25 protein-coding genes and 1 tRNA gene are annotated in these 25,951 nt (G+C 68.6%); 8 read left to right on the top strand and 18 right to left on the bottom strand.

Annotated features, from left to right (window positions below; genetic code table 11):
• Positions 1–2: 2 nt before the first annotated feature.
• The 9 genes from PCA_RS05765 to murJ form a co-directional block, all read right to left on the bottom strand.
• Positions 3–677, bottom strand: a complete 675-nt coding sequence (locus PCA_RS05765; RefSeq protein WP_181301641.1) for a PilX N-terminal domain-containing pilus assembly protein — start codon at positions 675–677, stop codon at positions 3–5.
• A 13-nt stretch (positions 678–690) separates the two neighbouring features.
• A complete protein-coding gene (locus PCA_RS05760) occupies positions 691–2,001 on the bottom strand; it encodes a PilW family protein (protein ID WP_181301640.1) in 1,311 nt (436 codons plus the stop codon).
• On the bottom strand, positions 1,998–2,525 hold the full coding sequence (gene pilV, locus PCA_RS05755; protein ID WP_255436688.1) for a type IV pilus modification protein PilV: 528 nt from the start codon (positions 2,523–2,525) through the stop codon (positions 1,998–2,000). The genes PCA_RS05760 and pilV overlap by 4 nt, the downstream gene beginning before the upstream one ends.
• A gap of 255 nt (positions 2,526–2,780) precedes the next feature.
• Positions 2,781–2,856 (bottom strand) — tRNA-Thr (locus PCA_RS05750).
• Between the two features lie 50 nt (positions 2,857–2,906).
• Positions 2,907–3,866, bottom strand: a complete 960-nt coding sequence (ispH, locus tag PCA_RS05745; RefSeq protein WP_181301638.1) for a 4-hydroxy-3-methylbut-2-enyl diphosphate reductase — start codon at positions 3,864–3,866, stop codon at positions 2,907–2,909.
• A 26-nt stretch (positions 3,867–3,892) separates the two neighbouring features.
• Positions 3,893–4,393 (bottom strand): signal peptidase II, encoded by a 501-nt coding sequence (lspA, locus tag PCA_RS05740; protein WP_181301637.1) that lies wholly within the window; start codon positions 4,391–4,393, stop codon positions 3,893–3,895.
• Between the two features lie 214 nt (positions 4,394–4,607).
• Positions 4,608–7,469: an isoleucine--tRNA ligase gene (gene ileS, locus PCA_RS05735; RefSeq protein WP_181301636.1), complete on the bottom strand. Its 2,862-nt coding sequence runs from the start codon at positions 7,467–7,469 to the stop codon at positions 4,608–4,610.
• Positions 7,470–7,652: 183 nt separating this feature from the next.
• Positions 7,653–8,606, bottom strand: coding sequence for a bifunctional riboflavin kinase/FAD synthetase (locus PCA_RS05730; RefSeq protein WP_181301635.1), 954 nt, complete (start codon positions 8,604–8,606; stop codon positions 7,653–7,655).
• Positions 8,607–8,629: 23 nt separating this feature from the next.
• The gene (gene murJ / locus PCA_RS05725; protein ID WP_181301650.1) at positions 8,630–10,222 is read right to left on the bottom strand and encodes a murein biosynthesis integral membrane protein MurJ; all 1,593 of its coding nucleotides are present in this window, start codon (positions 10,220–10,222) and stop codon (positions 8,630–8,632) included.
• Positions 10,223–10,441: 219 nt separating this feature from the next.
• Here murJ and rpsT point away from each other — a divergent pair, with 219 nt between their 5' ends.
• Positions 10,442–10,705 (top strand): 30S ribosomal protein S20, encoded by a 264-nt coding sequence (gene rpsT, locus PCA_RS05720; RefSeq protein WP_181301634.1) that lies wholly within the window; start codon positions 10,442–10,444, stop codon positions 10,703–10,705.
• Positions 10,706–11,446: 741 nt separating this feature from the next.
• On the opposite strand, the gene radA is transcribed toward rpsT, so the two are convergent.
• From radA to PCA_RS05685, 7 genes are all read right to left on the bottom strand, one after another.
• Positions 11,447–12,823, bottom strand: a complete 1,377-nt coding sequence (gene radA / locus PCA_RS05715; RefSeq protein WP_181301633.1) for a DNA repair protein RadA — start codon at positions 12,821–12,823, stop codon at positions 11,447–11,449.
• A 91-nt stretch (positions 12,824–12,914) separates the two neighbouring features.
• The gene (gene alr, locus PCA_RS05710) at positions 12,915–14,003 is read right to left on the bottom strand and encodes an alanine racemase (protein WP_181301632.1); all 1,089 of its coding nucleotides are present in this window, start codon (positions 14,001–14,003) and stop codon (positions 12,915–12,917) included.
• Between the two features lie 169 nt (positions 14,004–14,172).
• Positions 14,173–15,567 (bottom strand): replicative DNA helicase, encoded by a 1,395-nt coding sequence (locus PCA_RS05705; protein ID WP_181301631.1) that lies wholly within the window; start codon positions 15,565–15,567, stop codon positions 14,173–14,175.
• Between the two features lie 302 nt (positions 15,568–15,869).
• Positions 15,870–16,322, bottom strand: coding sequence for a 50S ribosomal protein L9 (rplI, locus tag PCA_RS05700; RefSeq protein ID WP_181301630.1), 453 nt, complete (start codon positions 16,320–16,322; stop codon positions 15,870–15,872).
• A 159-nt stretch (positions 16,323–16,481) separates the two neighbouring features.
• Positions 16,482–16,712, bottom strand: a complete 231-nt coding sequence (gene rpsR, locus PCA_RS05695; RefSeq protein ID WP_077483437.1) for a 30S ribosomal protein S18 — start codon at positions 16,710–16,712, stop codon at positions 16,482–16,484.
• 14 nt (positions 16,713–16,726) lie between these two features.
• Complete coding sequence (gene rpsF, locus PCA_RS05690) at positions 16,727–17,155, bottom strand: 30S ribosomal protein S6 (protein ID WP_181301629.1); 429 nt, start codon at positions 17,153–17,155, stop codon at positions 16,727–16,729.
• A gap of 201 nt (positions 17,156–17,356) precedes the next feature.
• On the bottom strand, positions 17,357–17,683 hold the full coding sequence (locus tag PCA_RS05685) for an iron-sulfur cluster assembly accessory protein (protein WP_181301628.1): 327 nt from the start codon (positions 17,681–17,683) through the stop codon (positions 17,357–17,359).
• A 165-nt stretch (positions 17,684–17,848) separates the two neighbouring features.
• Between PCA_RS05685 and asnS the strand changes: the two genes are divergently transcribed.
• The 7 genes from asnS (at position 17,849) to PCA_RS05650 (ending at position 23,913) form a co-directional block, all read left to right on the top strand.
• A complete protein-coding gene (gene asnS / locus PCA_RS05680) occupies positions 17,849–19,264 on the top strand; it encodes an asparagine--tRNA ligase (protein ID WP_181301627.1) in 1,416 nt (471 codons plus the stop codon).
• Positions 19,265–19,272: 8 nt separating this feature from the next.
• Positions 19,273–20,118, top strand: a complete 846-nt coding sequence (locus tag PCA_RS05675; protein ID WP_181301626.1) for a MalM family protein — start codon at positions 19,273–19,275, stop codon at positions 20,116–20,118.
• A gap of 2 nt (positions 20,119–20,120) precedes the next feature.
• Positions 20,121–20,435 carry a hypothetical protein gene (locus tag PCA_RS05670; RefSeq protein WP_181301625.1) on the top strand — a complete coding sequence of 105 codons (315 nt, stop codon included), beginning with the start codon at positions 20,121–20,123 and terminating at the stop codon, positions 20,433–20,435.
• Positions 20,436–20,466: 31 nt separating this feature from the next.
• On the top strand, positions 20,467–21,255 hold the full coding sequence (locus PCA_RS05665; protein ID WP_181301624.1) for an SDR family oxidoreductase: 789 nt from the start codon (positions 20,467–20,469) through the stop codon (positions 21,253–21,255).
• Positions 21,256–21,345: 90 nt separating this feature from the next.
• The gene (locus PCA_RS05660) at positions 21,346–22,812 is read left to right on the top strand and encodes an aldehyde dehydrogenase (protein WP_181301623.1); all 1,467 of its coding nucleotides are present in this window, start codon (positions 21,346–21,348) and stop codon (positions 22,810–22,812) included.
• A gap of 10 nt (positions 22,813–22,822) precedes the next feature.
• A complete protein-coding gene (gene can, locus PCA_RS05655; RefSeq protein ID WP_181301622.1) occupies positions 22,823–23,485 on the top strand; it encodes a carbonate dehydratase in 663 nt (220 codons plus the stop codon).
• Positions 23,482–23,913: a Rid family hydrolase gene (locus tag PCA_RS05650; RefSeq protein WP_181301621.1), complete on the top strand. Its 432-nt coding sequence runs from the start codon at positions 23,482–23,484 to the stop codon at positions 23,911–23,913. Before can ends, PCA_RS05650 begins: the two co-directional genes overlap by 4 nt.
• 236 nt (positions 23,914–24,149) lie before the next feature.
• Here PCA_RS05650 and PCA_RS05645 read toward each other — a convergent pair whose 3' ends face one another.
• A complete protein-coding gene (locus PCA_RS05645) occupies positions 24,150–24,407 on the bottom strand; it encodes a hypothetical protein (RefSeq protein ID WP_181301620.1) in 258 nt (85 codons plus the stop codon).
• Between the two features lie 270 nt (positions 24,408–24,677).
• On the bottom strand, positions 24,678–25,937 hold the full coding sequence (locus tag PCA_RS05640) for an FAD-dependent oxidoreductase (RefSeq protein WP_181301619.1): 1,260 nt from the start codon (positions 25,935–25,937) through the stop codon (positions 24,678–24,680).
• Between the last annotated feature and the right edge of the window lie 14 nt (positions 25,938–25,951).

Raw genomic sequence — 25,951 nt, 5'->3', positions numbered from 1 at the left:
GCTCAGTTGCTCTTGGCCGCGAACGTGCTTTCCAACGCGCGCACGGTGTTCTCGCTGCCGCCGGTGGAGCGCGCGGTGATGCGATAGATATGCTTGCTGACGTTGCCGGGACCACTGTCGAGGGAGCTGGTCACGCCCGATTCGTGGGCGCTGCCGCCACCGAGCGGCTGCTCCGGCCCGAGGTCCTCGATGATGTAACGCGGGTTCTCCGCCAGCTTCGCCAGCTTTCGCTGATCGGCACTGATCAACGTGCTTCCGCTCATGTCGTTGAGGGCAAAGCTGCCGCTGCTACCCTTGTATTCGACGCTGCCCTCGGTGATCCAGCCATTACCGTTGCGAAACGCGGTGACATTGTTGACCGGGCTCTGCGGATCATGGATGTAGCACTCGGTAATCACCGTGGTCCCGCAATTCACGCCGCCACCATTGCCGGCCGCGCTCCACAACCTCCATTCCGCACCGCGCAAGGCGGCCTCGGCGCCCATTTCGGCCAGTTGCGCATTGCGCAAGCCGCCGACCATGCGCTCCTGCAGCAATGAGCGGCTGCTGGCGCTGATCGCCAGCATGGTAATCAGCAGCAGGAAAATCAGTGCAATCACCAGCACGGCGCCGCGCTGGGCGCGGGCAGCGATGCCGGGGACTCCGGACCTCATGGAGGGGCGGCGGTGCGAGGGCATGGAATGCGGCTCCTCAGGGGTTGTAGTTGCGCACGGAGACCAAGGCGCTGAACTCGCGCCGCAGCATCGCATCGGAAAAGCCCTGCACGGCCGGCGTCACCTTGCGCCCCGCCGCACCTGGGGCTGCCGGCGTGGCGATTCCGTCGACGGCATAGGTGTAGTTGCGCTCGGCCGTACCCAGCGAGGCCAGATTCTGCTGGCCGTCCATCAGCAGGCGCACCTCGATACTCTTCACGCCACGCCACAAACAGCCGACATCACCACCCAGCGGGTTTTGCCATGAAGGTGGGCACGGAATGGCGCCCCCGGCGCGGGTGTCCAGATCGCTGGCACCAAGGTAACGGGTGTTGCCGTTGCCGTCTTCGATGCCGTAGAGGAAGTCCAGGCGCTCGACGCCCCGCACCACTTCCTCGGCTGTGCCGTTCTCGCTGCGCATCAGCGCACCGGTGGTACCGCCATTGCCGTTGTCGACCACCCTCAGGTAGTAGGTGACCGTTTTGTAGTCGCGGCTGAAGTTGAACAACCGCGGCGCCGACTGCGGCTGCTGCGCCTTGGGCTTGCTGAAATTGCCTGCTCCGACATCCTGCGGATAGAACTCGTTGCCGTTCTGCAGGCTTGCCGCGAACACACTGGCGTTGGAGCAATCCGCCAGCATCATCAGGTCGCCTGCACTGTAGTGGTCGGCGATCGTCGGCTCGCCCGTGGTCGGCACCACAGTGACGTGGTCGAGCAGCCCATCTGCCGAGGGGACCGCGAAGCTGCTGCCCTCGAGCGACCAGCCACCGCCAGCATCAAGGTAGCGCAATGTGAGGATGCTGGTTCCTATTACCCGGCTGCCCGCAGTCTTGCCAGGGGCCGGCAGATTGGCCGGAGCAGTGGGAGCGCACCCGGTCTTGTCGCAGTCGTAGCCGCGCATGGAAAAATACGCGGGCAGGTAGTAGGCCTCTGAGGGCTTGGCAGGGTACGGGGTCGCTCCCCAGGCCGTGGTCAAGTCGCTCAGCGCATCTTCGATATCCGCGGCATGGATGCGTGGTGCACGCAGGCCGTCCATGAACACGCCGGCACCGCCCAAGGTTGCAGTACCGCCAGTGTTGCTGCAGTACTGACCATTCGCCATGCGCAGGTCGCCGGTCAGCCGGGTGATCGCAAAACGTCCTTCTTCCTGCAATTGCGCAAGCTGGTTCTGTACCTGGTTGCTGCTGGAAGTGGAGAGGAACACGGTGATGATCCCGCCAGCCACCAGCAAGCCCAGCACCATGGCCACCATCAGCTCGATCAGGCTGAGACCACGCATGCGGACCGCATGCCACCGGGCCGTCTTCATGGCTGGAACCCCCACGCAAAAGTCTGTGTGAACGCGTCACTGTGGGCCTGATCGCCGGCACGGCGCTCGCTCCAACTGAGCGTCATTTCACAGTGGCCACCGTAGGGTGGCCGGCGATTGAGCTGGGCCGTGGGGTCGTAGCCCACGCTGCTGCGGTCACATGCGATGGCGGCATCAGCGCCGGGCAGCAGGGTGGCGAGCATGCGACGCCATTCCTGCTGGTCGCGACTGGCCACATCGGCGGCGTTGCAGGCCGCGCTCTTGTCGCAGGTGGTACTGCCGGTGATGGCCTGGTAGCTGGCAGCGTCGTACGCCCCATTCCATACGCCTGCCGGATTGGCGCGCATGCGGTCAGCCATGTTGCCGGCCAAAAAGGTGACCTGGGTACGCAGGTAGGCGGCGTGGTTGGAGCGCGTAGCCATTACCAACAGCCCGGCCAAGCCGACCAGACCGATGCTGAAAATCAGCACGGCGACCAACACTTCAACCAACGAAACACCCCGCTGGCGCGACCTGACTCGCATGACCACCCCCTGATTGATGGTCAGCAGGTTAGTTGCGCAAATTATTGCGTCAAGTATTTGCGACGACGAACGGCAAGAACTTGCCGACAAGCGGCAGGCGGGCTCGGGAAAACGGGATGGCCGTCACGGGGCGGCGGGCGGGCAGAAGGCTGCAGGAGGGAAACATGGGGCGGTTGGCCTGCCCGCCCGGCTGGCCGAAGCGAGCACCGCCCAGGACGCCAAAAGCCCGCATCGCAGCGGGCTTCTGGGGTGACCTGGTGCCGGAAACAGGAGTCGAACCTGCGACCTACGCATTACGAATGCGCCGCTCTACCAACTGAGCTATTCCGGCGATGGTGAGCCGCGAAGTTTACGGGGCGGCCGGATGGGGTGCAAGCCGGATCAGCCCGCGAGCGGGCCGCCTTCCACCAGGCGGAGCTCCTTGGGCAGGGCGAAGGTGATGGTTTCCGGCTCGCCGTCCAGTTCGCGCACGGCCCCGGCGCCCCAGGATTGCAGGCGGGCGATCACGTCGCGCACCAGCTTCTCGGGGGCGGAGGCGCCGGCGGTGAGGCCGATGCGCTTCACGCCGTCCAGCCACGCGCGCTCGATGTGCTCGGCGCCGTCGATCAGGTGGGCGCGCACGCCTTGTTTCTCGGCCAGCTCGCGCAGGCGGTTGGAGTTGGAGCTGTTGACCGAGCCCACCACCAGCATCAGGTCCACGGCGTCGGCGAGCCGGCGCACGGCGTCCTGGCGGTTCTGGGTGGCGTAGCAGATGTCGTCCTTGCGTGGCCCCTCGACGTCCGGGAATTTCTCGCGCAGCGCCGTGATGATGGCCTTGGTGTCGTCCACCGACAACGTGGTCTGGGTGACGTAGGACAGCTGGTGCGGGAACTTCGGCGTCAGCGCGGCCACGTCCTGCACCGACTCCACCAGCAGGATCTGGCCGGTGTTGGCGGGGTTCCACTGGCCCATGGTGCCTTCCACCTCAGGGTGACCGGCGTGGCCGATCAGCACCACGCTGCGGCCGATGCGGCCCAGCCGCGCCACTTCCATGTGCACCTTGGTGACCAGCGGACAGGTGGCATCGAACACCTTGAGGTCGCGCTGCCCGGCTTCCTCGCGCACGGCCTGGGAGACGCCGTGGGCGCTGAAGATCACCGTGGCGCCGTCGGGCACCTCGTGCAGCTCTTCCACGAACACCGCGCCGTCGCGGCGCAGCTTGTCCACCACGTAACGGTTGTGCACCACCTCGTGGCGCACGTAGATCGGCGCGCCGTACAACTCCAGCGCCCGTTCGACGATGGCGATGGCGCGGTCGACGCCGGCGCAGAAACCGCGGGGATTGGCGAGCAGGATGTCCATGGATGCACCAGCAGGTCAGGCGACGATTATCGCACGCCGCCGTGGGCTTTCCCGCCGAACAGGCCGAACGCCACCAGCAGCACCGCCCCCACCGTGATGCCGCAGTCGGCCACGTTGAACACGGGGTAATGCCAGTCGCGGTAGTACACGTCGATGAAGTCGGTGACCTGGGCCGCGTGCAGGCGGTCGATCAGGTTGCCGACCGCGCCGCCGACGACCAGCGCGAGCGGCAGCGCGGTGCGCCAGTCGCGCCGCGCGGTGCGCGCCAGCCACACCACCAGCACGGCGCTGATCAGCAGCGCCAGCGCCACGAAGAACCAGCGCTGCCAGCCGTCGCCCCGGGCGAGGAGGCTGAACGCGGCGCCGGGGTTGTAGGCCAGCGTCCAGTTCAGCAGGCCCGGGACCACCGGATGCGGCATGCCGGCCGGCTGCAACGCGGCCACCGCCCACCACTTGCTGAGCTGGTCGAGGACGATGACGGCGGCGGAGAGCAGGAGCCAGGGGAGTGCGTTGGGTTTGATGGTCATGGGTACGGTTCGGTTGGTTCTACTCCCCCTCCCCTTCGGGGAGAGGGTTGGGGTGAGGGGCCAAGCTTGCGGAAAAGTTCAATGAAGCGCGCCCCACATGCAGCTTTTGTCGCAAGCCCCACCACTCACCTCGGTCCTCTTCCTCGCTCCTCAAGGCAGGGCCATCCATGGCCCTTCCCCGCGTCCCAAAGGGGAGAGGAAGAAAGGCAAGGCATCAGAACCAGCGCCGCGTCTCGCCGGGCCCTTCGATGTTGCCCATGCAGCGCCCGCAAAGTTCCGGGTGCCCGGCATGATGGCCCACGTCGTCGCGGCGGTGCCAGCAGCGCACGCACTTGGCGGCGTCGCTGACGGTGGCCGAGACCCACACGTCGGCGCCTTCCAGCTCGGTGAGCACGGCGCCGTCGGGTTGGCCGCCGTCCTGCTCCAGGCGCACGTCGGAGGTGATGAAGAAGAAGCGCAGTTCATCCAGCGCCGGCGCATAGCGCGCCACGGTGGCTTCGTCGGCGTGGATCGCCAGCTTCGCCTCCAACGCGGCGCCGATCTTCTCGGCCTTGCGCATGCCCTCGAGCACGCGCGCGGCGCTGTCGCGGATCGCCAGCAGGTCGCCCCACCAGCGCCGCTGCTCCGGCGCGGCCTGGGTGGCGGCCAGGCCGTCGTACCAGGTCTCGAACAGCACGCTCTCGCCGCGCGGGCCGGGCAGCGCCTGCCAGATCTCCTCGGCGGTGAAGGCCAGGATCGGCGCCAGCCAGCGCACCAGCGCCTCGGCGATGCGGTACATCGCGCTCTGCGCGCTGCGCCGGCCGTGGCTGTCGGTGGGCATGGTGTAGAGGCGGTCCTTGGTGATGTCCAGGTACAGCGCGCCCATCTCGTTGGTGCAGAAGTTCTGCACGCGCGCCACCACTTCGGGGAAGTCGTAGCGCTCGTAGGCGGCGACCACCGCCTGCTGCACGTCATATGCCTGCTGCACGGCCCACTGGTCGAGCAGCGGGCTGTCTTCCACCTTCACCAGGTGCTTGGCCGGATCGAAGCCGTCGAGGTTGCCGAGCAGGAAGCGCGCGGTATTGCGCAGGCGGCGGTAGCCGTCGGACACGCGCTTGAGGATCTCGTCGGAGACGCTCATCTCGTTGCGGTAGTCGGCCGAGGCCACCCACAGGCGCAGCACGTCTGCGCCCAGGGTATCCATCACCTTCTGCGGCGCCACCACGTTGCCCAGCGACTTCGACATCTTGCGGCCCGAGGCATCCACGGTGAAGCCGTGGGTGAGCACGTCGTCGTAGGGCGCGCGGCCGTGGATCGCCGCCGAGGTGAGCAGCGAGGACTGGAACCAGCCGCGGTGCTGGTCCGAGCCTTCGAGGTACATCACCTTGTACTCGCGCGCCCCGCCCTGCTGCAGCTCCGGACGCTGGCCGATCACGCCGAAGTGGGTGACGCCGGAATCGAACCACACGTCGAGCACGTCGGTGACCTTGTCGTAATCCTTCGCCTGGTCGCCCAGCAGCTCGGCGGGATCGAGGTCGTACCACGCGTCGATGCCGCCCTGCTCCATGCGCTGCGCGACCTGCTCCATCAGCGCCACGGAATCGGGATGCGGCTCCTGCGTCGCCTTGTGCGCGAACAGCGCGATCGGCACGCCCCAGGTGCGCTGACGGCTGATGCACCAGTCCGGGCGACCGGCCACCATGCCGGCGATGCGCTCCTCGCCCCAGCCCGGCACCCAGCGCACGTCCTTGATCGACTTCAGCGCCGCGGCGCGCAGGCCGGCCTGTTCCATGCCGATGAACCACTGCGGCGTGGCGCGGAAGATCACCGGCGTCTTGTGGCGCCAGCAGTTCGGGTAGCTGTGCTCGATCTTCGCGTGGGCCAGCAGCACGCCGCGCCCGCGCAGCAGTTCGACGATGGCGTCGTTCGCCTTCCACACGTGCATGCCGGCCAGGTCGAGGTCGCCGGCCTTCGGCGTGTCGTCGCGGTAGGTGCCGCGCGCGCCGATGTAGTTGAGCAGGCCGATGCCGTTCTCGCGGCCGACCACGAAGTCCTCCACGCCGTGGTCGGGCGAGGTGTGCACCGCGCCAGTGCCGTCCTCGGCGCTGACGTGCTCGCCGAGGATCACCGGCACGACGCGCTCGTAGAACGGGTGGTGCAGCTTCGTGCCGTCGAGCGCCGCGCCCGTGGCATGGCCCAGCGCCTTGGGCGATTCGATGCCGTAGCGCGCCAGCGCCTTCTCCACCAGCGCGGCGGCGATCACCAGCAGCACGCGCCGGCCCTCGCGCGCCGGGCCTTCGACCAGGGCGTATTCGAGCTCGGCGCCCATCGACACGGCCTGGCTTTCCGGCAGCGTCCACGGCGTGGTGGTCCAGATCGGCACGGCGACAATGGCGTCGCCCGCGTTCGCGCCGAACTTCGCGGCCAGCGCCGCGGGATCGACGGCGTCGTAGGCCACGTCCACCGCGGGCGAAACCTTGTCGCCGTATTCGATCTCCGCCTCGGCCAGCGCCGAGCCGCAGTCGAAGCACCAGTACACCGGCTTGGCGCCGCGCACCACGTGGCCGTTCGCGACGATGCGCGACAGCGCGCGCACCATGTCGGCCTCGTACTTGAAGTCCATCGTGCGATACGGGTTCTGCCAGTCGCCCAGCACGCCCAGGCGCTTGAAGCCTGCGCGCTGGGTGTCGATCTGCTCGGCGGCGTACTCGCGGCACTTCTGGCGGAACGCGCGGGCGTCCAGCTTCTCGCCCGGCTTGCCGTGCTGCTTCTCCACCGCGATCTCGATCGGCAGGCCGTGGCAGTCCCAGCCCGGCACGTAGGGCGCGCGGTGGCCGGCGAGCAGCTTCGAGCGCACCACCATGTCCTTGAGGATCTTGTTGACGGCGTGGCCGATGTGGATCGCACCGTTCGCGTAGGGCGGGCCGTCGTGCAGCACGAAGGCCTTGTCGCGGCCCGCGGTCTTCGCCTGGATCTGCGCATAGCGGCCGACCTGATCCCACTCGGCCAGCCAGCCCGGCTCGCGCTTCGGCAGGTCGCCGCGCATCGGGAAATCCGTCTGCGGCAGGTTGATCGTGCTCTTGTAATCGGTGCTCATCGCTTCGGGTGCCTCTGGAGTCCCGCCCCGAAGCCGCCCGGCCCGGAGCGCTGTTGTACCGCCCACCGCGCGCGGCGGCAGGCGCTCGCGCTGCGGGCGGATGCCTTCAAATAATAATGATCGCCGCGGCCGCGCCGGGGCGGCTGCATGCGGTGTACTGCGGATTGGGCGTGTCGCGTGGAGTCATGCGCGGGCCAGTACCGGATTCATGCCCAGGATCTCCCGGGCCGAGCGCGCATCATGATCCATCTGCGCCTTGAGTGCATCCAGATCGTGGAATTTCTGCTCGTCGCGCAGCTTGGCGACGAACTCCACCGCCATGCGCCGGCCGTACAGGTCGCCCTCGAAATCGAACAGGTGCACCTCCAGCAGCGGCTGGCTGACCTGGTTCACCGTGGGCCGCACACCCAGGCTGGCCACACCCGGCCAGCTGCACTCGCTCTCGCCCAGGCCCACGCGCACCGCGAAGATGCCGTGCACCGGGCTGACCCGCCGGTGCAGGTGGATGTTCGCGGTGGGGAAACCCAGCGTGCGGCCAAGCTGGTTGCCGTAATGCACCTTGCCCTCGATCACGAACGGCCGGCCCAGCAGCGCGGCCGCCTCCGCGAACTCGCCCGCGCCCAGCAGCTGGCGCACGCGGCTGGCGGAGACGCGAGCGCCGTTCAGCAGGATGGACGGCATCACGCAGCCGGCGAAACCGGCCTTCTCGCCCAGCTCGCGCAGCAGGGCCACGTCGCCGCCGCGCCGGTGCCCGAAGCGGAAGTCCGCCCCTACCCATACTTCCCTGGCGGCCAGGCGCTCGACCAATACGCGCTGCACGAAGTCCGGAGCGGACATCGCCGTCAGCTCGGTGTTGAAGCGCAGCATGTGCACCTGCCCGAACTGCGCCGCCGCGAAGCCCTGCAGCTTGTCGCGCACGCTGGACAGGCGCGGCAGCGGCTCGGCGGAGAAGTACGTCCGCGGCAGCGGCTCGAAGGTCACCACCGCCGGCGTGCAGTCCAGCGCGCGGGCGCGGCGCTGCACCTGGGCGAACAAGGCCTGGTGCCCCCGGTGCAGGCCGTCGAACGCGCCGATGGCCACCACGCTGCCCCGGGGTGCCAGGCAGGGGCCGGCGATATCGCGGGAAAGTTTCGTCATCGGCCCAGTATATCGGGCCGGCGTCAACTTCCCCGCAAGTCGCGCAGGCGGAAGCCCGCGGCGAACAAGCCGCCCACGTAAGTCGCCCCGCCCGCCGCGACCAGCACCGCCAGGTGCCACAGCCGCGTGCGTACCGGCACCTCCGTCCAGTGCGGCCACAGCCACAGCCCGGCCAGCAGCACCGCCACCATCACGGCGCAGGCGAACGCCAGCCGCAGCCAGTGGCGCAGCCAACCCGGCTGCGGGTCGTACACGCCGGCCCGCTTCAGCCAGTACCAGAGCTGGGCGAACTGCAGGTAGTTGGACAGCACGCTCGCCACCGCCAGCCCCACGTGCAAGCCGGGGATTTCGGCGACCCCCTGCAGCCAGCCGGCCTGGCGCTGCGCCGGCGTGGCCCACAGCAGGAACAGCGCGGCCACCAGCAACACGTTGAAGACCATGTTGCTGATCAGCGACACCACCGCCGCGCGCACCGGCGTGCGGGTGTCCTGGCGCGAATAGAACGCCGGCAGCAACACCTTCACCAGCGCGTACGCAGGCACGCCGCAGCTCAACGCCATCGTCGCGAGCGTGGTCATGCGGGTGTCGAACACGGTGTAGTGGCCGTTCTGGAAGAACGTGCTGACCAGCGGCTCGGCCAGCAGCAGCAACGCGCACATCGCCGGCACCGCGATCAGCAGCGTAGTGCGCACGCCCCAGTCCAGCGCCCTGGAGAAGCCGGCGCGGTCGGTGCCCACGTGATGGCGCGACAGCGCGGGCAGGATCACCGTGCCCAGCGCCACGCCGAACACGCCCAGCGGCAGTTCCAGGAAGCGCGTGGCCTGGTACATCCAGGTCTGCGAACCGGTCACCAGCAGGGTGATCAGGATGGTGTCCAGCAACAGGTTGAGCTGCCCCACCGAGGCGCCGAACAGCGTCGGCACCATCAGCTTCATGATCCGCCGCACCGCCGGATGCCGCCAGCCCCAGCGCGGCAGCGCCAGCAGGTCCAGCCCGCGCACCGCCGGCAGCAGGAACAGCAGCTGCAGCACGCCGGCCACCAGCACCGCCCAGCCCAGCGACATGATCGGCACTTCGAGCCGCGGCGCCAGCCATAGCGCGCCCACGATCATGCAGATATTGAGGATCACCGGCGTCATCGCCGGCAGGCCGAAGCGATGGAAGCTGTTCAGCGCGCCGCCCGCGAGGGCGGTCAGCGAGACGAACAGGAGATACGGAAAAGTCAGCCGCAGCAGGTCCACGATCATCGCGAACTTCTGCGGTTCGCGCACCGCGCCGGGCGCGAACACCACGGCCAGCTGCGGCGAGAACAGCATGCCCAGCGCCGTCACCACCAGCAGCACGCCGCCGAGAGTGCCGGCCACGCGCGCGGTCAGCTCCTTCAGCTCGGCGTGGCTGCGGGTTTCCTTGATCTCGGTGAACACCGGCACGAAGGCGGTGGAGAACGAACCCTCCGCGAACAGCCGGCGCATGAAGTTCGGGATGCGGAATGCGATGACGAAGGCGTCGGTGGCCGCCGAGGCGCCGAACACGTGGCTCATCGCCACGTCCCTGGCCAGGCCGAGCACGCGCGATACCATCGTCATGCTGCTGAACGAGAGCAGCCCGCGGAACATGCTGGGGGACTTCATGCCGGTGGAAGGTCCTGGATCTGCCGCACGCAACGGCCAACGGGCGCACAGTCTGCCAGCCGGCGCGGGCAAGATCACCGCCGGATCGTGGCCGAACGCGGGCAAAGGGCCACCGGCAGCCATCTAAATGCTTGACGCATGGGCGAATCACCCGCATAATCTGCGTCTTTCTCCAACAACAACCCGCGATTCGGGAGTTCTACCTTGGCCAACATCAAGTCCGCGAAGAAGCGTGCGCGCCAGTCCGAGCAGCGCCGCCTGCGCAACATCAGCGCCCGTTCCATGGTGCGCACCGCGCTGAAGAAGGTCGTCAAGGCCATCGAGTCCAAGGACAAGGCTGCCGCCGTCGAAGCCTTCGCCGCCGCCCAGCCGGTGATGGACCGCTACGCCTCGCGTGGCCTGATCCACAAGAACAAGGCCGCCCGCCACAAGAGCCGCCTGAACGCGAAGATCCGCGAACTGGCGTAAGCCGGCCGCAGCCCGCGTCACGAAGAAGCCGGCCTTGGCCGGCTTTTTTGCGTGCGTGCTTTTCGTGCCCCGCGTACCCGCCGAACACCCTCCCGATCGTAGCCAGAACTCCGTTCGCGCCGAGCGCAGCATGCGCCTGCAAGCGGAGTCGAAGCGGCAGTCACCCTTCGACTCCGGCCCTGCGGGCCTGCGCTCAGGGCGAACGGTGGTGGGCTTGCGGCGGACAGAGCGAGAACCTCGTTCGCGCCGAGCGCAGCTTGCGGCAACAAGCGGAGTCGAAGCGGCGGTCTACCCCTCGACTCCGGCCCTGCGGGCCTGCGGGCCTGCGCTCAGGGCGAACGGTGGTGGGCTTGCGGCGGGCAGAGCGAGAACCTCGTTCGCGCTGAGCGCAGCTTGCGCCAGCAAGCGGAGTCGAAGCGGCGCTCACCCTTCGACTCCGGCCCTGTGGGCCTGCGCCCAAGGTGAACGGTGGTGGGCTTGCGGCGGGCAGAGCAAGAACCTCGTTCGCGCTGAGCGTAGCTTGCGCCAGCAAGCGGAGTCGAAGCGGCGTTCACCCTTCGACTCCGGCCCTGCGGGCCTGCGCCCAAGGTGAACGGTGGTGGGCTTGCGGCGGGCAGAGCGAGAACCTCGTTCGCGCTGAGCGTAGCTTGCGCCAGCAAGCGGAGTCGAAGCGGCGGCCACCTTTCGACTCCGGCCCTGCGGGCCTGCGCTCAGGGTGAACGGTGATGGGGAGCAGGCTGCTCAGCGGCAGGCGTCGATGGCCTGGGCCAGGCGCTCCACGCCCACTACCTCCAGCTCGCCCACGCGGCCGGATTTCGGGGCGTTCGCCTTCGGCACGATGGCGCGGCGGAAGCCGTGGTGGGCCGCCTCCTTCAGGCGCTCCTCGCCGTTCGGTACCGGGCGGATCTCGCCAGACAGGCCCACTTCGCCGAAGGCCACGGTCTTCTCCGGCAGCGGCCGGTCGCGCAGCGAGGACAGCACCGCCAGCAGCGCCGGCAGGTCCGCCGCGGTCTCCTGCACGCGGATGCCGCCCACCACGTTGATGAACACGTCCTGGTCGTAGGCAGCGACGCCGCCGTGCCGGTGCAGCACGGCCAGCAGCATCGCGAGACGGTTCTGCTCCAGGCCCAGCGCCACGCGGCGCGGATTGCCCAGCGAGGATTGATCCACCAGCGCCTGCACCTCGACCAGCAGCGGCCGCGTGCCCTCGCGCGTCACCATCACCGCGCTGCCAGGCGTGGGGCCGGTATGGGCGGAGAGGAAGATCGCCGAAGGATTGGGCACCTCGCGCAGGCCCTTGTCGCCCATCGCGAACACGCCCAGTTCGTTGACCGCGCCGAAGCGGTTCTTGAACGCGCGCAGCACGCGGAAGCGCGAGCCCGATTCGCCCTCGAAATACAGCACCGCGTCCACCATGTGCTCCAGCACGCGCGGACCGGCGATGCCGCCTTCCTTGGTGACGTGGCCGACGAGGAACACGCTGGTGCCGGTTTCCTTGGCGAAGCGCGTGAGCCGCGCCGCCGACTCGCGCACCTGCGACACCGAACCCGGCGCGGCGGTGAGCAGCTCGGTCCAGATCGTCTGGATGGAATCGATCACCAGCACGCGCGGGCGCGCGGCCACGGCCTGCCCCAGGATGCGCTCGATGCAGGTTTCGGCCAGTGCCTGCAGCGGTTCCAGCGGCAGGCCGAGGCGCTGCGCGCGCGAGGCCACCTGGGCCAGCGACTCCTCGCCGGTGACGTAGACGCTGGGCAGCTGCGCGCCGAGCGTGCCCAGCATCTGCAGCAGCAGGGTGGACTTGCCGATGCCCGGATCGCCGCCCACCAGCACCACCGAGCCGTCGACCAGGCCGCCGCCCAGCACGCGGTCCAGCTCGCCGATGCCGGTGAGCGTGCGCGTTTCGGCCGTCATCGCGACCTCGGTCAGCGGCATCACCTTGGGCGCGCCCGCCGCCTTGCCCGCATAGCCGCCGCGTGCCGCACCCGCCGACTTCACCGCCGGCTGCAGCACGATCTCGGAAAGCGTGTTCCACGCGCCGCACTCCACGCACGAGCCCTGCCACTTGGGATGCTCGGCACCGCAATCGGTGCAGACGTAGGCGGTCTTGGCCTTGGCCATGAAAAGGTTCCTGAGTGAAGCGCAGTGTGCTGCCGTCAAGAGTACCCGGCGTCCATCGCAGGCGACGAGACGATGCCGCCACTGTGCGGCGTCAGCCTTCGTCCTCGACGAACAGCACGCGGCGGGTCATGCCGCAGGTCAGGTCGTAGCTGATGGTGCCGGCGCGGGCGGCCACGGTCTCCACCGGCAGGCCTTCGCCCCACAGGGTGACGCGGTCGCCCACCTTCGCCCGTGGCGCTACGCGCAGGTCCAGCGTTATCAGGTCCATCGACACGCGGCCGATCAAGGGCACGCGTGCGTCGCCCACCAGCACCGGCGTGCCGGCCACGGCGCTGCGCGGGTAGCCGTCGCCGTAGCCCACCGCGGCCACGCCCACGGGCATGTCCTCGGGGCAGGCCCAGGTGCCGTTGTAGCCGATGCGCTCGCCCTTGCCGATGCGGTTGATCGCGATCAGCCGCGTGGCCAGCGTCATCGCGGGACGGAAACCGAAATCGGCGCCGCTCTGCCCTTCCACCACGGAGAGGCCGTACAGCAGGCCGCCGCTGCGCACCCAGTCGGCGCGCGCCGCGGGCCAGCCCAGCACGGCGGCGGAGTTGGACAGCGAGCGCGGTCCGCCCAGGCCGCGGGTCGCCGCGTCGAAACACGCGATCTGCGCGCGCGTGGCGTCGCCCTCGAACACTTCCGACTCGGAGAAATGCGTGAGCAGGCCGATCTCCGGATCGATGCCCTGCAACGCGGCGAGCCGCGCATGCACCTCGGCCACGCGCTCGGGTACGAAGCCGAGGCGATGCATGCCGCTGTCGATCTTCAGCCACACGCGCAGGCGGCCGCGCGTCGCGCTGGCTTCGGACAGCCACGCGAGTTGCGCCTCGTGATGGATCGCCGCTTCCAGCCCCAGTCGCTGCATCTCGGCGATGTCGCCGGGCTGGTCGGGACCGGACAGCACCACGATGCGCTGGCGATGCCCTGCCGCGCGCAGGCGCAGGCCGTCGCCCAGCGCCGCCACCGCGAAACACTCGGCCTCCGCATCCAGCGCGCGCGCCACGCGCTCCAGCCCGTGGCCGTAGGCATCGGCCTTGACCACGGCCATCACCTTCGATGGCGCGGCCATGGCCTTGATGCGCGCAAGGTTGTGGCGCAGGGCGCCGAGATGGATGGTGGCGACGGTGGTGCGGCTCATGGTTGCCGAGATTAGGGGTTGGGGATTCGGGATTCGGGGTGAAGCCGGGATTGGGGATACGGGATTCGGGATTCGGAGAGGCAAAAGCCGCAGACCCGCCAGCGGCGCCAGTCTTGTCGCGCGCCGCTTTGCCCAATCCCGAATCCCCAATCCCGAATTCCGGCCTTTCTCACTCAAATCCACCCACGAAGGAATCGGCGGCGTAGTTCTCGAACTTGGTGTAGTGGCCGAGGAAGGTGAGCTTGACGGTGTCGGTGGGGCCGTTGCGCTGCTTGCCGATGATGATTTCGGCCAGGCCCTTGTCCGCCGATTCCTTGTTGTAGTACTCGTCGCGGTAGATGAACATGATCACGTCGGCGTCCTGCTCGATGGCGCCGGATTCGCGCAGGTCCGACATCATCGGACGCTTGTCGGCGCGCTGTTCCAGCGAGCGGTTCAACTGCGAGAGCGCGATCACGGGCACGTTGAGTTCCTTGGCGAGCCCCTTCAGTGAACGCGAGATTTCTGAAATCTCGGTGGCGCGGTTCTCCTTGTTTCCGGGCACCTGCATCAGCTGCAGGTAGTCGATCACGATCAGGCCCAGGCCGCCGTGCTCGCGGTGCAGGCGGCGCGAACGCGAGCGCAGCTCCACCGGCGAGAGGCCGGGCGTGTCGTCGATGAAGATCTTCGCGTCGGAGAGGATCGCGATGGCATTGGAGACGCGCGGCCAGTCCTCTTCCTGGAGGTCGCCGTTGCGCAGGTGCTGTTGGTGGATGCGGCCCACCGAGGAGATCAGGCGGAACGCCAGCTGCGAGGCGGACATTTCCATCGAGAACACCGCCACCGCCTTCTTCGCGCGCAGCGCGGCGCTCTCGGCGATGTTCAGCGCGAACGCGGTCTTGCCCATCGAGGGGCGCGCGGCCACGATGATGAGGTCGGAGGGCTGCAGGCCCGAGGTGAGGTTGTCGAGGTCGGTGAAGCCGCTGGTGATGCCGGTGAGCTGGCCGCGGTTCTCGTAGCGCTCGGTGAGCAGGCGGAACGCGTCCTTCACCGCCTCGCGCATCGAGACGGAGTCCTTCTTGCCGCGCGCGCCGGATTCGGCGATGTGGAACACGCGCTGCTCGGCGCTTTCCAGCACCTCGTGCACGCTCTTGCCTTCGGGACGGTAGCCGTCCTCGGTGATCGAGGTGCCGGCGTCGATCAGCTGGCGCAGCACGGATTTCTCGCGCACGATCTCCGCATAGGCGGCGATGTTCGCCGCGCTGGGCGTGCCGTTCGCCAGCTCGATCAGATAGCTGGCGCCGCCCACCATCTCGGCCAGGCCGTTCGCCTCGAACCAGTCGCCCAGGGTCACCGCGTCGCAGGGCATGCCCTTGTTCGCCAGCTCGTTGATCGCGCGCCAGATCAGGCGGTGGTCGCGGCGGTAGAAGTCTTCTTCGCCGAGGCGGTCGGCCACCTTGTCCAGCGCATCGGGCGCCAGCATCAGGCCGCCCAGCACGGCCTGCTCGGCGTCGATCGAATGCGGCGGCACGCGCAGCGCCTCGATGGCCGGCGACGAGGGCTTGCGATCGGGCACGAAGGACATCGGACTACCTCTGTTGAAGCGAAGCGGCGGCCGTCGCGCATGGCGCCAGCGGCAGGGAACGTGGCCGGCTGCAGGCCCGGCTCCCGAACCAGCATGATGCTCGGCACCGTCTCAGGCGTCGAGACAACAACTCTGTGGATAAGTTGGGGATCGCTGGGGATAAAACGGGCTCAAGGGCGCAGGGCACGGCAAGCTTGCCAATCATCCGCTTCCGCCAGATCCCGAACCTCGAATCCCTCATTCCGGCTGCAAAACAAACGGGCGCCCGGAGGCGCCCGTTCGCAACGCATGCGGCTGAAGAATTACTTCTTCTCGCCGACCACGATCACCTTGACGCTGCTCTGCACGTCGGCGTGCAGGTTGATCGCCACCTCGAACTCGCCGGTGTTGCGCAGCGGGCCTTCGCCGAGGATGACCTCGCCCTTGTGGATGTCGTGGCCGATCGCCTGCAGTGCCTCGGCGATGTCGCGCGGGCCCACCGAGCCGTACAGCTTGCCTTCGGGGCTGGCGTGCGCCTCGATCGTCACCGACGCCTCGGCCAGCTTCGCCTTGCGCGCCTCGGCCTCGCTCAGCATGTTCTGGGCGCGGGCCTCGTACTCGGCGCGGCGCTGCTCGAACGCGGCCAGGTTGGCGGCGTTCACGCGCACGGCCTTGCCCTGCGGGATCAGGTAGTTGCGGCCGTAACCCGGCTTCACGCTGACCTTGTCGCCGAGGTCGCCGAGGTTGCGCACTTTCTGCAGAAGAATGAGTTCCATGGGTATTCCTTTTCGTTAGCGCCGGGAGGGCCGGCGCAGCCGTGGACGGGTGTCCGAAGAGCTGGGATTCGGGATGGGGGATTCGGGATTCGCGAAAGCGCCGCGGACTTGCCGCATGTCGCCTTGCCGAATCCCGTCTCCCGAATCCCGGACGTCAAATCAGACGTCGTGGTTGTCGGTGTACGGCAGCAGCGAGAGGAAGCGCGCGCGCTTGATCGCGGTCGCCAGCTGGCGCTGGTAGCGCGCCTTGGTGCCGGTGATGCGGCTGGGCACGATCTTGCCGTTCTCGGTGACGTACTGGCGCAGGGTGTTGAGATCCTTGTAGTCGATCTCCTTCACCTTCTCCGCGGTGAAGCGGCAGAATTTGCGGCGGCGGAAAAACTTGGACATGGTCTGGGCTCCTCTCAGTCGTCGCTGTCGCGATCGTTGTCGCGGTCACGACCGCGGCCTTCACCGTCACTGTCGCCATCGTCGTCGCGGCGACGCGACGAACGGGCGTCGTCCTTTTCCTTGCTCTTGAGGATGAAGGACGGCTCGACATCGGCGGCGTCGCGCTTGATGACGAGGTGGCGCAGCACGGCGTCGTTGAAGCGGAAGCCCGACTCCAGCTCGTTCAGCGCGTTCTGGCCGACTTCGATGTTCAGCAGCACGTAGTGCGCCTTGGCCAGGTTCACGATCGGGTACGCCAGCTGGCGGCGGCCCCAGTCTTCCAGGCGGTGGATCTTGCCGCCGTCGGCCTCGATCAGCGACTTGTAGCGCTCGATCATCGCCGGGACCTGTTCGCTCTGGTCAGGGTGGACCAGAAACACGACTTCGTAATGTCGCAGGGACATCGTGGTTCGACTCCTTGTGGATGCGGCCGGTATTGGCCTCGCAGCCTCCCGCCGGATGCGGTGAGGCAAGTGTCCGTCACGCCCTTTGCAGGGCGAACAGAAACGGAATTGTACGCGGAACAAGGGAGCCGGCGCAAGCGACTGAATTTGAAGGAACGGTCGCCAAATCGGGCCGCCCTTTCGCGCAGATGAGCGCGCCGGTCAGCCGATGGTGAAGCTCTCGCCGCAGCCGCACTCGCCGGTGGCATTGGGGTTGTGGAACACGAAGCTGGCGTTCAGCCCCTGGCGCCGGAAATCGATCACGGTGCCGTCCACCAGCGGCAGGCTCTTGTCGTCCACCACCAGCGGCACGCCGTCCACTTCCAGCACGCGGTCGCCCTCGCCCGCGGCGTCGGCCAGGTCCACCACGTAGCCGAAACCGGAGCAGCCGGTGCGCTTCACGCCGAAGCGCACCCCGGCGGCACCCGGCGACTGCGCGAGGAACTGGCGCATGCGTTCGTTGGCGGCGGGAGTGATCGTGATGGTCATGGCAGGCGGAAACTTCGTGCGGAGAGCGGGAATCGCCTGTGCCGGACGGGTCGCGGCGCAGGCAAGGGCTACATTATCATGCCGGTTTGTCCACGCGTGCCGCAGGGCGCGCGTTCCAGCAGTTTCATGCATCGAAATGCGGTGCATCCACAGGAGTTTCAATCCATGACGGCGGTCCGCCCCACGGCAAGCAGTGTGAAGCAGGCACTTTCCGGCAAGCTCGAGGCCGGCAGCCCCGTGACCGTGCGCGGCTGGGTGCGCACCCGCCGCGACTCCAAGGCCGGCCTGTCCTTCGTCAACGTCACGGACGGCTCCTGCTTCGACCCGATCCAGGCGGTGGTGCCGGCCACGCTGGACAACTACGAGAGCGAGGTGAAGCACCTCACCGCCGGCGCCGGCGTGATCGTCTCCGGCACCCTCGTCCCCTCGCAGGGCAAGGGCCAGGCGTTCGAGATCCAGGCCGACCGCGTCGAGGTCACCGGCCTCGTGGACGACCCGGAAACCTATCCGATCCAGCCCAAGCAGCACTCCATGGAGTTCCTGCGCGAAGTGGCGCACCTGCGCCCGCGCACCAACCTGTTCGGCGCGGTGACCCGCGTGCGCCACACCATGATGACGGCGATCCACCGCCACCTCACCGAGCAGGGCTTCTTCTGGATCAACACGCCGATCATCACCACCTCGGACGCCGAGGGCGCGGGCGACATGTTCCGCCTGTCCACGCTGGACCTCGCCAACCTGCCGCGCACGCCGGACGGCAAGATCGATTTCCGCAAGGATTTCTTCGGCCGCGAAGCCTTCCTCACCGTGTCCGGCCAGCTCAACCTGGAGGCCTACTGCCTCGCGATGAGCAAGGTCTACACCTTCGGCCCCACCTTCCGCGCCGAGAATTCCAACACCCCGCGCCACCTCGCCGAGTTCTGGATGGTGGAGCCGGAAATCGCCTTCGCCGACCTGGCCGCCAACGCCGACTGCGCCGAGGGCTTCCTCAAGGCGATCTTCAAGGCGGTGCTGGAGGAGCGCCCGGACGACATGGCGTTCTTCGCCGAACGCGTGCAGCCCGACGCGGTCAGCCGGCTGGAGACCTTCGTCAGCCAGCCGTTCGAGCGCATCGACTACACCGAGGCGGTGGACATCCTGAAGAAATCCGGGGAGAAGTTCGAATACCCGGTGGCCTGGGGCATCGACCTGCAGACCGAGCACGAGCGCTACCTGGCCGAGAAACATATCGGCCGTCCCGTGGTCGTAATGAACTACCCCGAGGCAATCAAGGCCTTCTACATGCGCCTCAACGACGACGAAAAGACCGTGGCGGCGATGGACGTGCTGGCCCCCGGCATCGGCGAGATCATCGGCGGCAGCCAGCGCGAGGAGCGCCTGGACCATCTGGATACCCGGATGGCCAAATTCGGACTCGATCCGGTCACCTATGGCTGGTATCGTGACCTGCGCCGTTACGGCACGGTGCCCCACGCGGGCTTCGGCCTTGGATTCGAGCGCCTGCTGGTCTACGTCTGCGGCCTCTCCAACATCCGCGACGCCATCCCCTATCCGCGCGCGGCGGGGACGGCCGAATTCTGAGTACATCCATGAATCGTCGGTTCCACGCCCTGCCCCTCGCCCTCGCCGTCCTGCTGCTGGCCGGCTGCCACACCGTGAAGGACCTGGTGCCGACCACCCTGGTGCCACCGAACCTGCGCGCACCGGACAATACCGACGAGCCGCTCAAGCAGGCGCAGCAACGCCTGCAGCAGGCCACGCCGTGCTGCACCAGCTTCGCCGACTTCTCCTACCAGAAACTGCTGCCCTGGCAGCCGCAGTCGTTCACCCTGGGCAGCGGCAGCAGCGTGGCGAACATCAACGGCACGCACAGCTACTTCCTCGCCTTCCAGCTGCCCGACGGCGCCAAGCTGCCCTACCGCGTGGCGTTCAAGTCCGACTTGAACGGCCGCTGGCTGAAATCCAGCTACCTGTTTGCGCCCACCGTGGTCCTGCTCGACAGCGGCTTCCAGCCGATCGGCTCCAGCGACATCTCGCTGTGCGAGCACATGGGCTGGAGCGACGCGACCTCCGGCGCGTTCGGCAGCTTCACCGTCGACAGCAAGCAGGCGCGCTACCTGCTGGTCTACAGCTCGGCCGCGCAGCAGACCGGCAAGACGTACTGGGAACAGTCGCCGGCCGCGTTCTCCAGCAAGGCCACGCTGGACATGAACACCAGCGGCACTTTCAGCGTGCCGCACGGCCCCGATGGCACGGTCTGGGTCGGCATGATGGACAGCACCTATGCCAGGGCCGTGGACAACGCGATCTGCAAGAAGCCGCAGCAGGGCGACGGCATCCTGAACACCTTGCGCAGCAGCCTGCCGCTGCCCTGGAGCAGCAGCAGCGCGGCCGCGCCGGCCAGCCCGGCCGGCGTCAAGGCCAGGGGAAGCTGAGCGTGCTGGCCGTCTACCTGGGCCTTCTGTTCGCCGGCGTCGTCCTGTTCGTGCTCTCCTACGTGGCGCCGTTCCGGGTGGCTGCGCTGATGCGCGAACGCTATCCGCAACACTGGCAGGTGGTGACCGAATCCGCCAAGGGCAAGACCGGCCCGCTGCACGTATGGATGCGCATGCAATACGTGCTGCGCTCGCCTGCCCTGCCGGCCTTGCAGGATCGCGACATCGACCGCTGGCGCGGCATCTGGCGCTACAGCCAGTGGCTGGGCTGGCTGTGCTGGCTGGCCGCGCTGGCGATGCGCCTGCGCTGGGGCTAGCAGCACATCACCCGACCTCGGAGGCACGCCCATGCAACTGCAACTCGACGGCCGCCACGCCCTGGTCTGCGGCGCTTCCCAGGGCATCGGGCGCGCCAGCGCGATCGAACTCGCCGCACTGGGCGCCAGCGTCACCGTGCTGGCGCGCCGTGCCGAGGTGCTGGAGGCGCTGGTGCGCGAACTGCCGCGCACGCATGCGGAGCAACGCCACGACTTCATCGTCGCCGACGCCGGCGACATCGACGCGCTGCGCACGCAGGTCGAAACGCTGGTCGCTGCCGCGCCGGTGCAGGTGCTCGTCAACAACAGCGGCGGGCCGCCGCCCGGCAATGTGCTCGATGCGCATCCCGACGACTTTCTCGCGGCCTGGCGCCAGCATCTGCTGGCCAACCACACGCTGGCGCAGGCGGTGGTGCCTGGCATGCGCGCGGCAGGCTGGGGCCGCATCGTCAACGTGATCTCCACCTCGGTGCGCGAGCCGATCCCGGGCATCGGCGTCTCGAACACCACGCGCGGCGCGGTGGCCAGTTGGGCCAAGACCCTGGCCGGCGAACTGGCGCCGTTCGGCATCACCGTCAACAACGTGCTGCCGGGCGCCACCCGCACCCCGCGCATCGAGCAGATCGTCGCCGCACGCGCGCAGAAGAGCGGCAAGCCGCTGGCCGAAGTGCAGCAGGCGATGGAAGCCGAAGTGCCGATGCGCCGCTTCGCCGAACCGACGGAAATCGCCGCCGCCGTGGCCTTCCTCGCCTCCCCTGCCGCCGGCTACATCACCGGCGTCAGCCTGCCGGTGGACGGCGGCCGCCTGCGCTCGCTGTAGCCGCATTTCCGCGCACCGCGGCGCAAGCGGCCGGTCCGCGTACGCCGGCGTCCGGTGCAATCGCCAGGCGCGCAGCGTAAGCTTCGACCGATGCCTATCCCGCGCCTTGCCAACCTGATCGACGGCCGCCTCGTGCCGCCCCAGGCTGATCGCTGGCTCGACGTGTTCGAGCCCGCCACCGGCGCAATCCTCGCCCATTGCCCCGATGCGGATGCCGCCGACGTCGCCGCCGCGGTGGATGCCGCGCAACGTGCCGCACCGGACTGGGCCGCCACGCCCGCCGAACAACGCGCCCGCCTGCTGCACGCGCTGGCGGACCGCATCGAGGCGCGGCTCGACGAATTCGCCGCGCTGGAGTCGCGCGACAGCGGCAAGCCGGTGAAGCTCGCGCGCAGCGTGGACATCCCGCGCGCGGTGAGCAACCTGCGCCACTTCGCCGCCGCCGTCACGGCGTGGGGCAGCGAGTCGCACGCGATGGCGCTGGGCCCGTCGAACGGGGGCGCGATCAACTACACGCTGCGCCAGCCGCTGGGCGTGGTCGGCTGCATCAGCCCGTGGAACCTGCCGCTGTACCTCTTCACCTGGAAGATCGCGCCGGCGCTGGCCGCGGGCAATGCGGTGGTGGCCAAGCCTTCCGAGATCACGCCCTGCACCGCCGCCCTGCTCGGCGAGCTGGCCATCGAGGCCGGCCTGCCGCCGGGCGTGCTGAACATCGTGCACGGCCGCGGCCCCGCGGTGGGCCAGGCGCTGGTCGAGCATCCGCGCGTCAAGGCGATCTCCTTCACCGGCAGCACCGCCACCGGTGCGCGTATCGCCGCGGCTGCCGCCACGCAGTTCAAGAAGCTGTCGCTGGAAATGGGCGGCAAGAACCCGGCCATCGTGTTCGCCGACGCGGCGCTTTCCGACGCCGACCTCGACACCATCGTGCGTTCGGGCTTCGCCAACCAGGGCGAGATCTGCCTGTGCGGCTCGCGCCTGCTGGTGCAGCGTTCCGTCTACGACAGCTTCCGCGAGCGCTACCTGGAGCGCGTGCGCGCGCTGCGCGTGGGCGACCCGGACGACGACGCCAGCGACCTCGGCGCACTGGTTTCCCGGCCGCATTACGACAAGGTGCTGGCCTGCCTCGCCCAGGCGCGCGCCGAAGGCGGGCGCGTGCTCTGCGGCGGCGAAGCCGTTGCCGTGCCGGGCCGCTGCGCGCACGGCTGGTTCGTGGCGCCCACGGTGATCGAGGGCTTGCCGAACGAGGCCGCCACCAACCAGCAGGAAATCTTCGGCCCGGTGGTGACGCTGATCCCGTTCGAGGACGAGGCCGAAGCGCTGGCCATCGCGAACGGCAGCGGCTACGGGCTCGCGGCCTCGCTGTGGACGCGCGACCTTGCCCGCGCGCACCGGCTCGCCGCGCAACTGGAATTCGGCATCGTGTGGATCAACTGCTGGATGCTGCGCGACCTGCGCACCCCGTTCGGCGGCATGAAGCACTCGGGCCTGGGCCGCGAGGGCGGCACCGAGGCGCTGCGCTTCTTCACCGAGCCCAGGAACGTATGCATACGGTATTGAGGGAACCCCGATGGATTCACTGAAGGACCTGCTGACCAACAACCGGCGCTGGGCCGAACGCGTCGTCGCGCAGGAGCCGGACTACTTCGAGAAGCTGGCGCACCAGCAGGCGCCGCAGTATCTGTGGATCGGCTGCTCCGACTCGCGCGTGCCGGCCACCCAGATCGTCGACCTGCCGCCGGGCGAGATCTTCGTCCACCGCAACGTGGCGAACGTGGTGGTGCACACCGACCTCAACGCGCTCAGCACCATCCAGTTCGCGGTGGACGTGCTGAAGGTGAAGCACATCCTGGTGGTCGGCCACTACGGCTGCGGCGGCGTGGGCGCGGTGCTGCAGCACTCGCGGCTGGGCCTGATCGACAACTGGCTGCGCCACATCGGCGACGTCGCGCTCAAGCATCCCGACAAGCTGGACCCGGCCGCGGCGTTCGCGGTACGCCATGCGCGCCTGTGCGAGCTCAACGCCGTCGAGCAGGCGGTGAACGTGTGCCACAGCACCGTGGTGCGCGAGGCCTGGGAGCGCGGCCAGACGCTGGCCGTGCATGCCTGGATCTACGGCCTGGACAACGGCCGCATCACCGACCTGGGCCTGGACGTGCGCGGCCACGAGCAGTTGCCCGCGGCCTACGGGAACGTGCTGGCCCGGCTCGACGAACGCTGGAGCACGCAGTGAGCGACGTCGTGCGCACCGACGCGGCCCCCGCGCCGGTGGGTGCGTACCCGCACGCGCGGCGCGTGGGCGACCTGCTGTTCCTCTCCGGCGTGGGCCCGCGCCAGCCCGGCACGAACGCGATTCCCGGCAACGTCCACGCCGCGGACGGCACGCTGGTGGCCTACGACATCGAGGCGCAATGCCGCCAGGTGTTCGCGAACGTGCGCGCCGTGCTGGAAGCCAGCGGGGCGCGCTGGGAAGACCTGGTCGACGTCACCGTCTTCCTCACCGACATGGCGCGCGACTTCGCCGCCTACAACCGGCTGTATGCCGAATACTTCGCCGGCGTGGATGCCTGCCGCACCACGCTGGGCATCAGCGCATTGCCCACGCCGATCGCGATCGAGCTGAAATGCGTGGCGATGCCCGGTTCCGGCAATCGATCCTGATCGCAGGAAAATACGTAAAGCCGAATTCCAGTCGTCGATTTCGTAATTATTTGCGATTATCTCGGATCGAAGGGAATCAAGCCTCCGAGGGCGCCCTGGCCGCATTTACAGGAAGTCCGCCGACCCCGGCCGCGAAAATCAAAAGCGCGCCCCTCCGGGGCCGCGTTTTCATTTCCGGGCGCACAAAAAAACCCGCCGGCGAGCCGGCGGGTTTTCAGGGTACCGGTGACCGGCGATCAGCCGGCGGTGCCGCTGGCGGCGGGCGCCTCGGCAGCCTTCTTGGCGGCCTTCTTGTGATGCTTGTGGTGCTTGGCCGCCTTGTGATGGGCGGCGGTCTTGTGCTCGGCGGCCGGAGCGGCAGCCTCGGGGGCGGAAGCCGGAGCGGCCTGCGCAGCCGGGGCGGCAGCCTGCGGCGCAGCTTCCTGGGCCAGCACGGAACCGGACAGGGCAACGCCGGCGACGAGCAGGGTGGCGATCGCAAGTTTACGCATCATGACGGTGAACCTCGACGATATTGTTATATCGCGAACCCGGCCGGAACCCGGCACCACGGGTGGCGCGACGGCGCCACAATAACAGCAACTCAGGCGTACCGGGACTGAACGAGACGCTGGTTTTGCGAAATGCAAAGATCGCGGATACCAGAGCTTCAGCTTGATGACGACGGGAGTAACAAGCCATGGCAAAAGCCGCGTCGCAAAGCATTCGCGAAGCTGCCTGTGCGACTCCGGCAAATCGCCCGCTTCGTATCCGGCAACCGCTTTTCAGAGACCGAAGCGTGCCGGCGCGTAAGGCAGCGGATCCAGCGCCGGCGTGGCACCGGCCAGCTGGGCGGCCACCAGTTCGCCGGTGGCTGCGGACATGCTCACGCCCAGCATGCCGTGCGCGGTGGCGAGATGCAGGTTGGTCCAGCGCGTGCTCGGGCCGATGATGGGCACCTCGTCCACGCTCATCGGCCGCCAGCCCCACCATTCTTCCAGCAGCTCCGGACCTTCCGGTTCGTGCAGCCCAGCCGCCGCGCCGCGGCGCAACGCGTCCAGACGGGCGCGGTTGAGGCCTTCGGCGTAGCCGGAGAATTCCATGGTGCTGCCCAGCCGGTAGCCGCTGGCCCAGGTGGTGACGCAAACCTGCGCCTCGCGCAGCACCAGCGCGTGGCGCGGCGCCCGCGCGGGGCGGCTGTAGGTGATCGAATAGCCCTTGCCCGGCTGCATCGGCAAGTGCAGGCCCAGCTCCTTCGCCAGCAGCGGCGACCAGGCGCCCAGCGCCAGCAGCACGCGCTCGCCGGCAAATGCGCCGCGGCTGGTGCGCACCTGCGCGATGCGCCCGCCTTCGGCGACGAACCCCTCGATGCGCGCGCCGTTCTCGATCACGCCGCCGAGTTCGCGCACGCGCCGGGCCAGCTCGTCGACGTAGCGATCCGGCCGCAGCCGCGCGTCGCCGGGATGGAACAGGCCGCCGGCCACACCGGGCTTCAGCGCCGGCTCGCTGGCCTCCACCGCGTCGCCGCGCAGGCGCTGCACTTCGACGCCCAGGCCTTCGAGCACCGCCACGTGATGCCGCTCGTCCGCCGCCATGGTCTTCGCATCGCGGTAGACGTAAAGCTCGCCTTCCTCGGCGAATTCGCAGTCCAGCGGTTCGTCGCGCACCAGTTCGCCCAGCAGGCGGCGGGAGCGCTGCAGGATCGCCGAGCGCGCCGCGGCGGCGCGATGGAAGTCCGCCCAGTTGCAGTGCCGGGCGAAGCCCAGCAGCCAGCGCAGGCGCGGGCCGTCGAAGCGGGGATTGAGGTAGAGCGGCGCGTCGCCGTGCAGCATCGAGCGCAGCGCCACGCCCAGGGTGCCCGGCATCGCCAGCGGCGCGGCATGGCTGGGCGTGATCGTGCCGCAGTTGCCGTGGGAGGCGCCGCAGCCGGGCGTGCCCTGCTCCAGCACCCGCACGGTGGCGCCGCGCTTGAGCAGAAACAGCGCGCTGGCCAGCCCGATCACGCCGCCGCCGAGTACCAGTACATCCCCGCGAGTCGCATTCATCCGCTGATTGTAGC

This window comes from Rhodanobacter sp. PCA2 (assembly GCF_013620825.1).
Classification (GTDB): Bacteria; Pseudomonadota; Gammaproteobacteria; order Xanthomonadales; family Rhodanobacteraceae; genus Rhodanobacter_A.
Note: the sequence above shows the minus strand (reverse complement) of the source record. Positions and strands in the feature narration are given on the sequence as shown.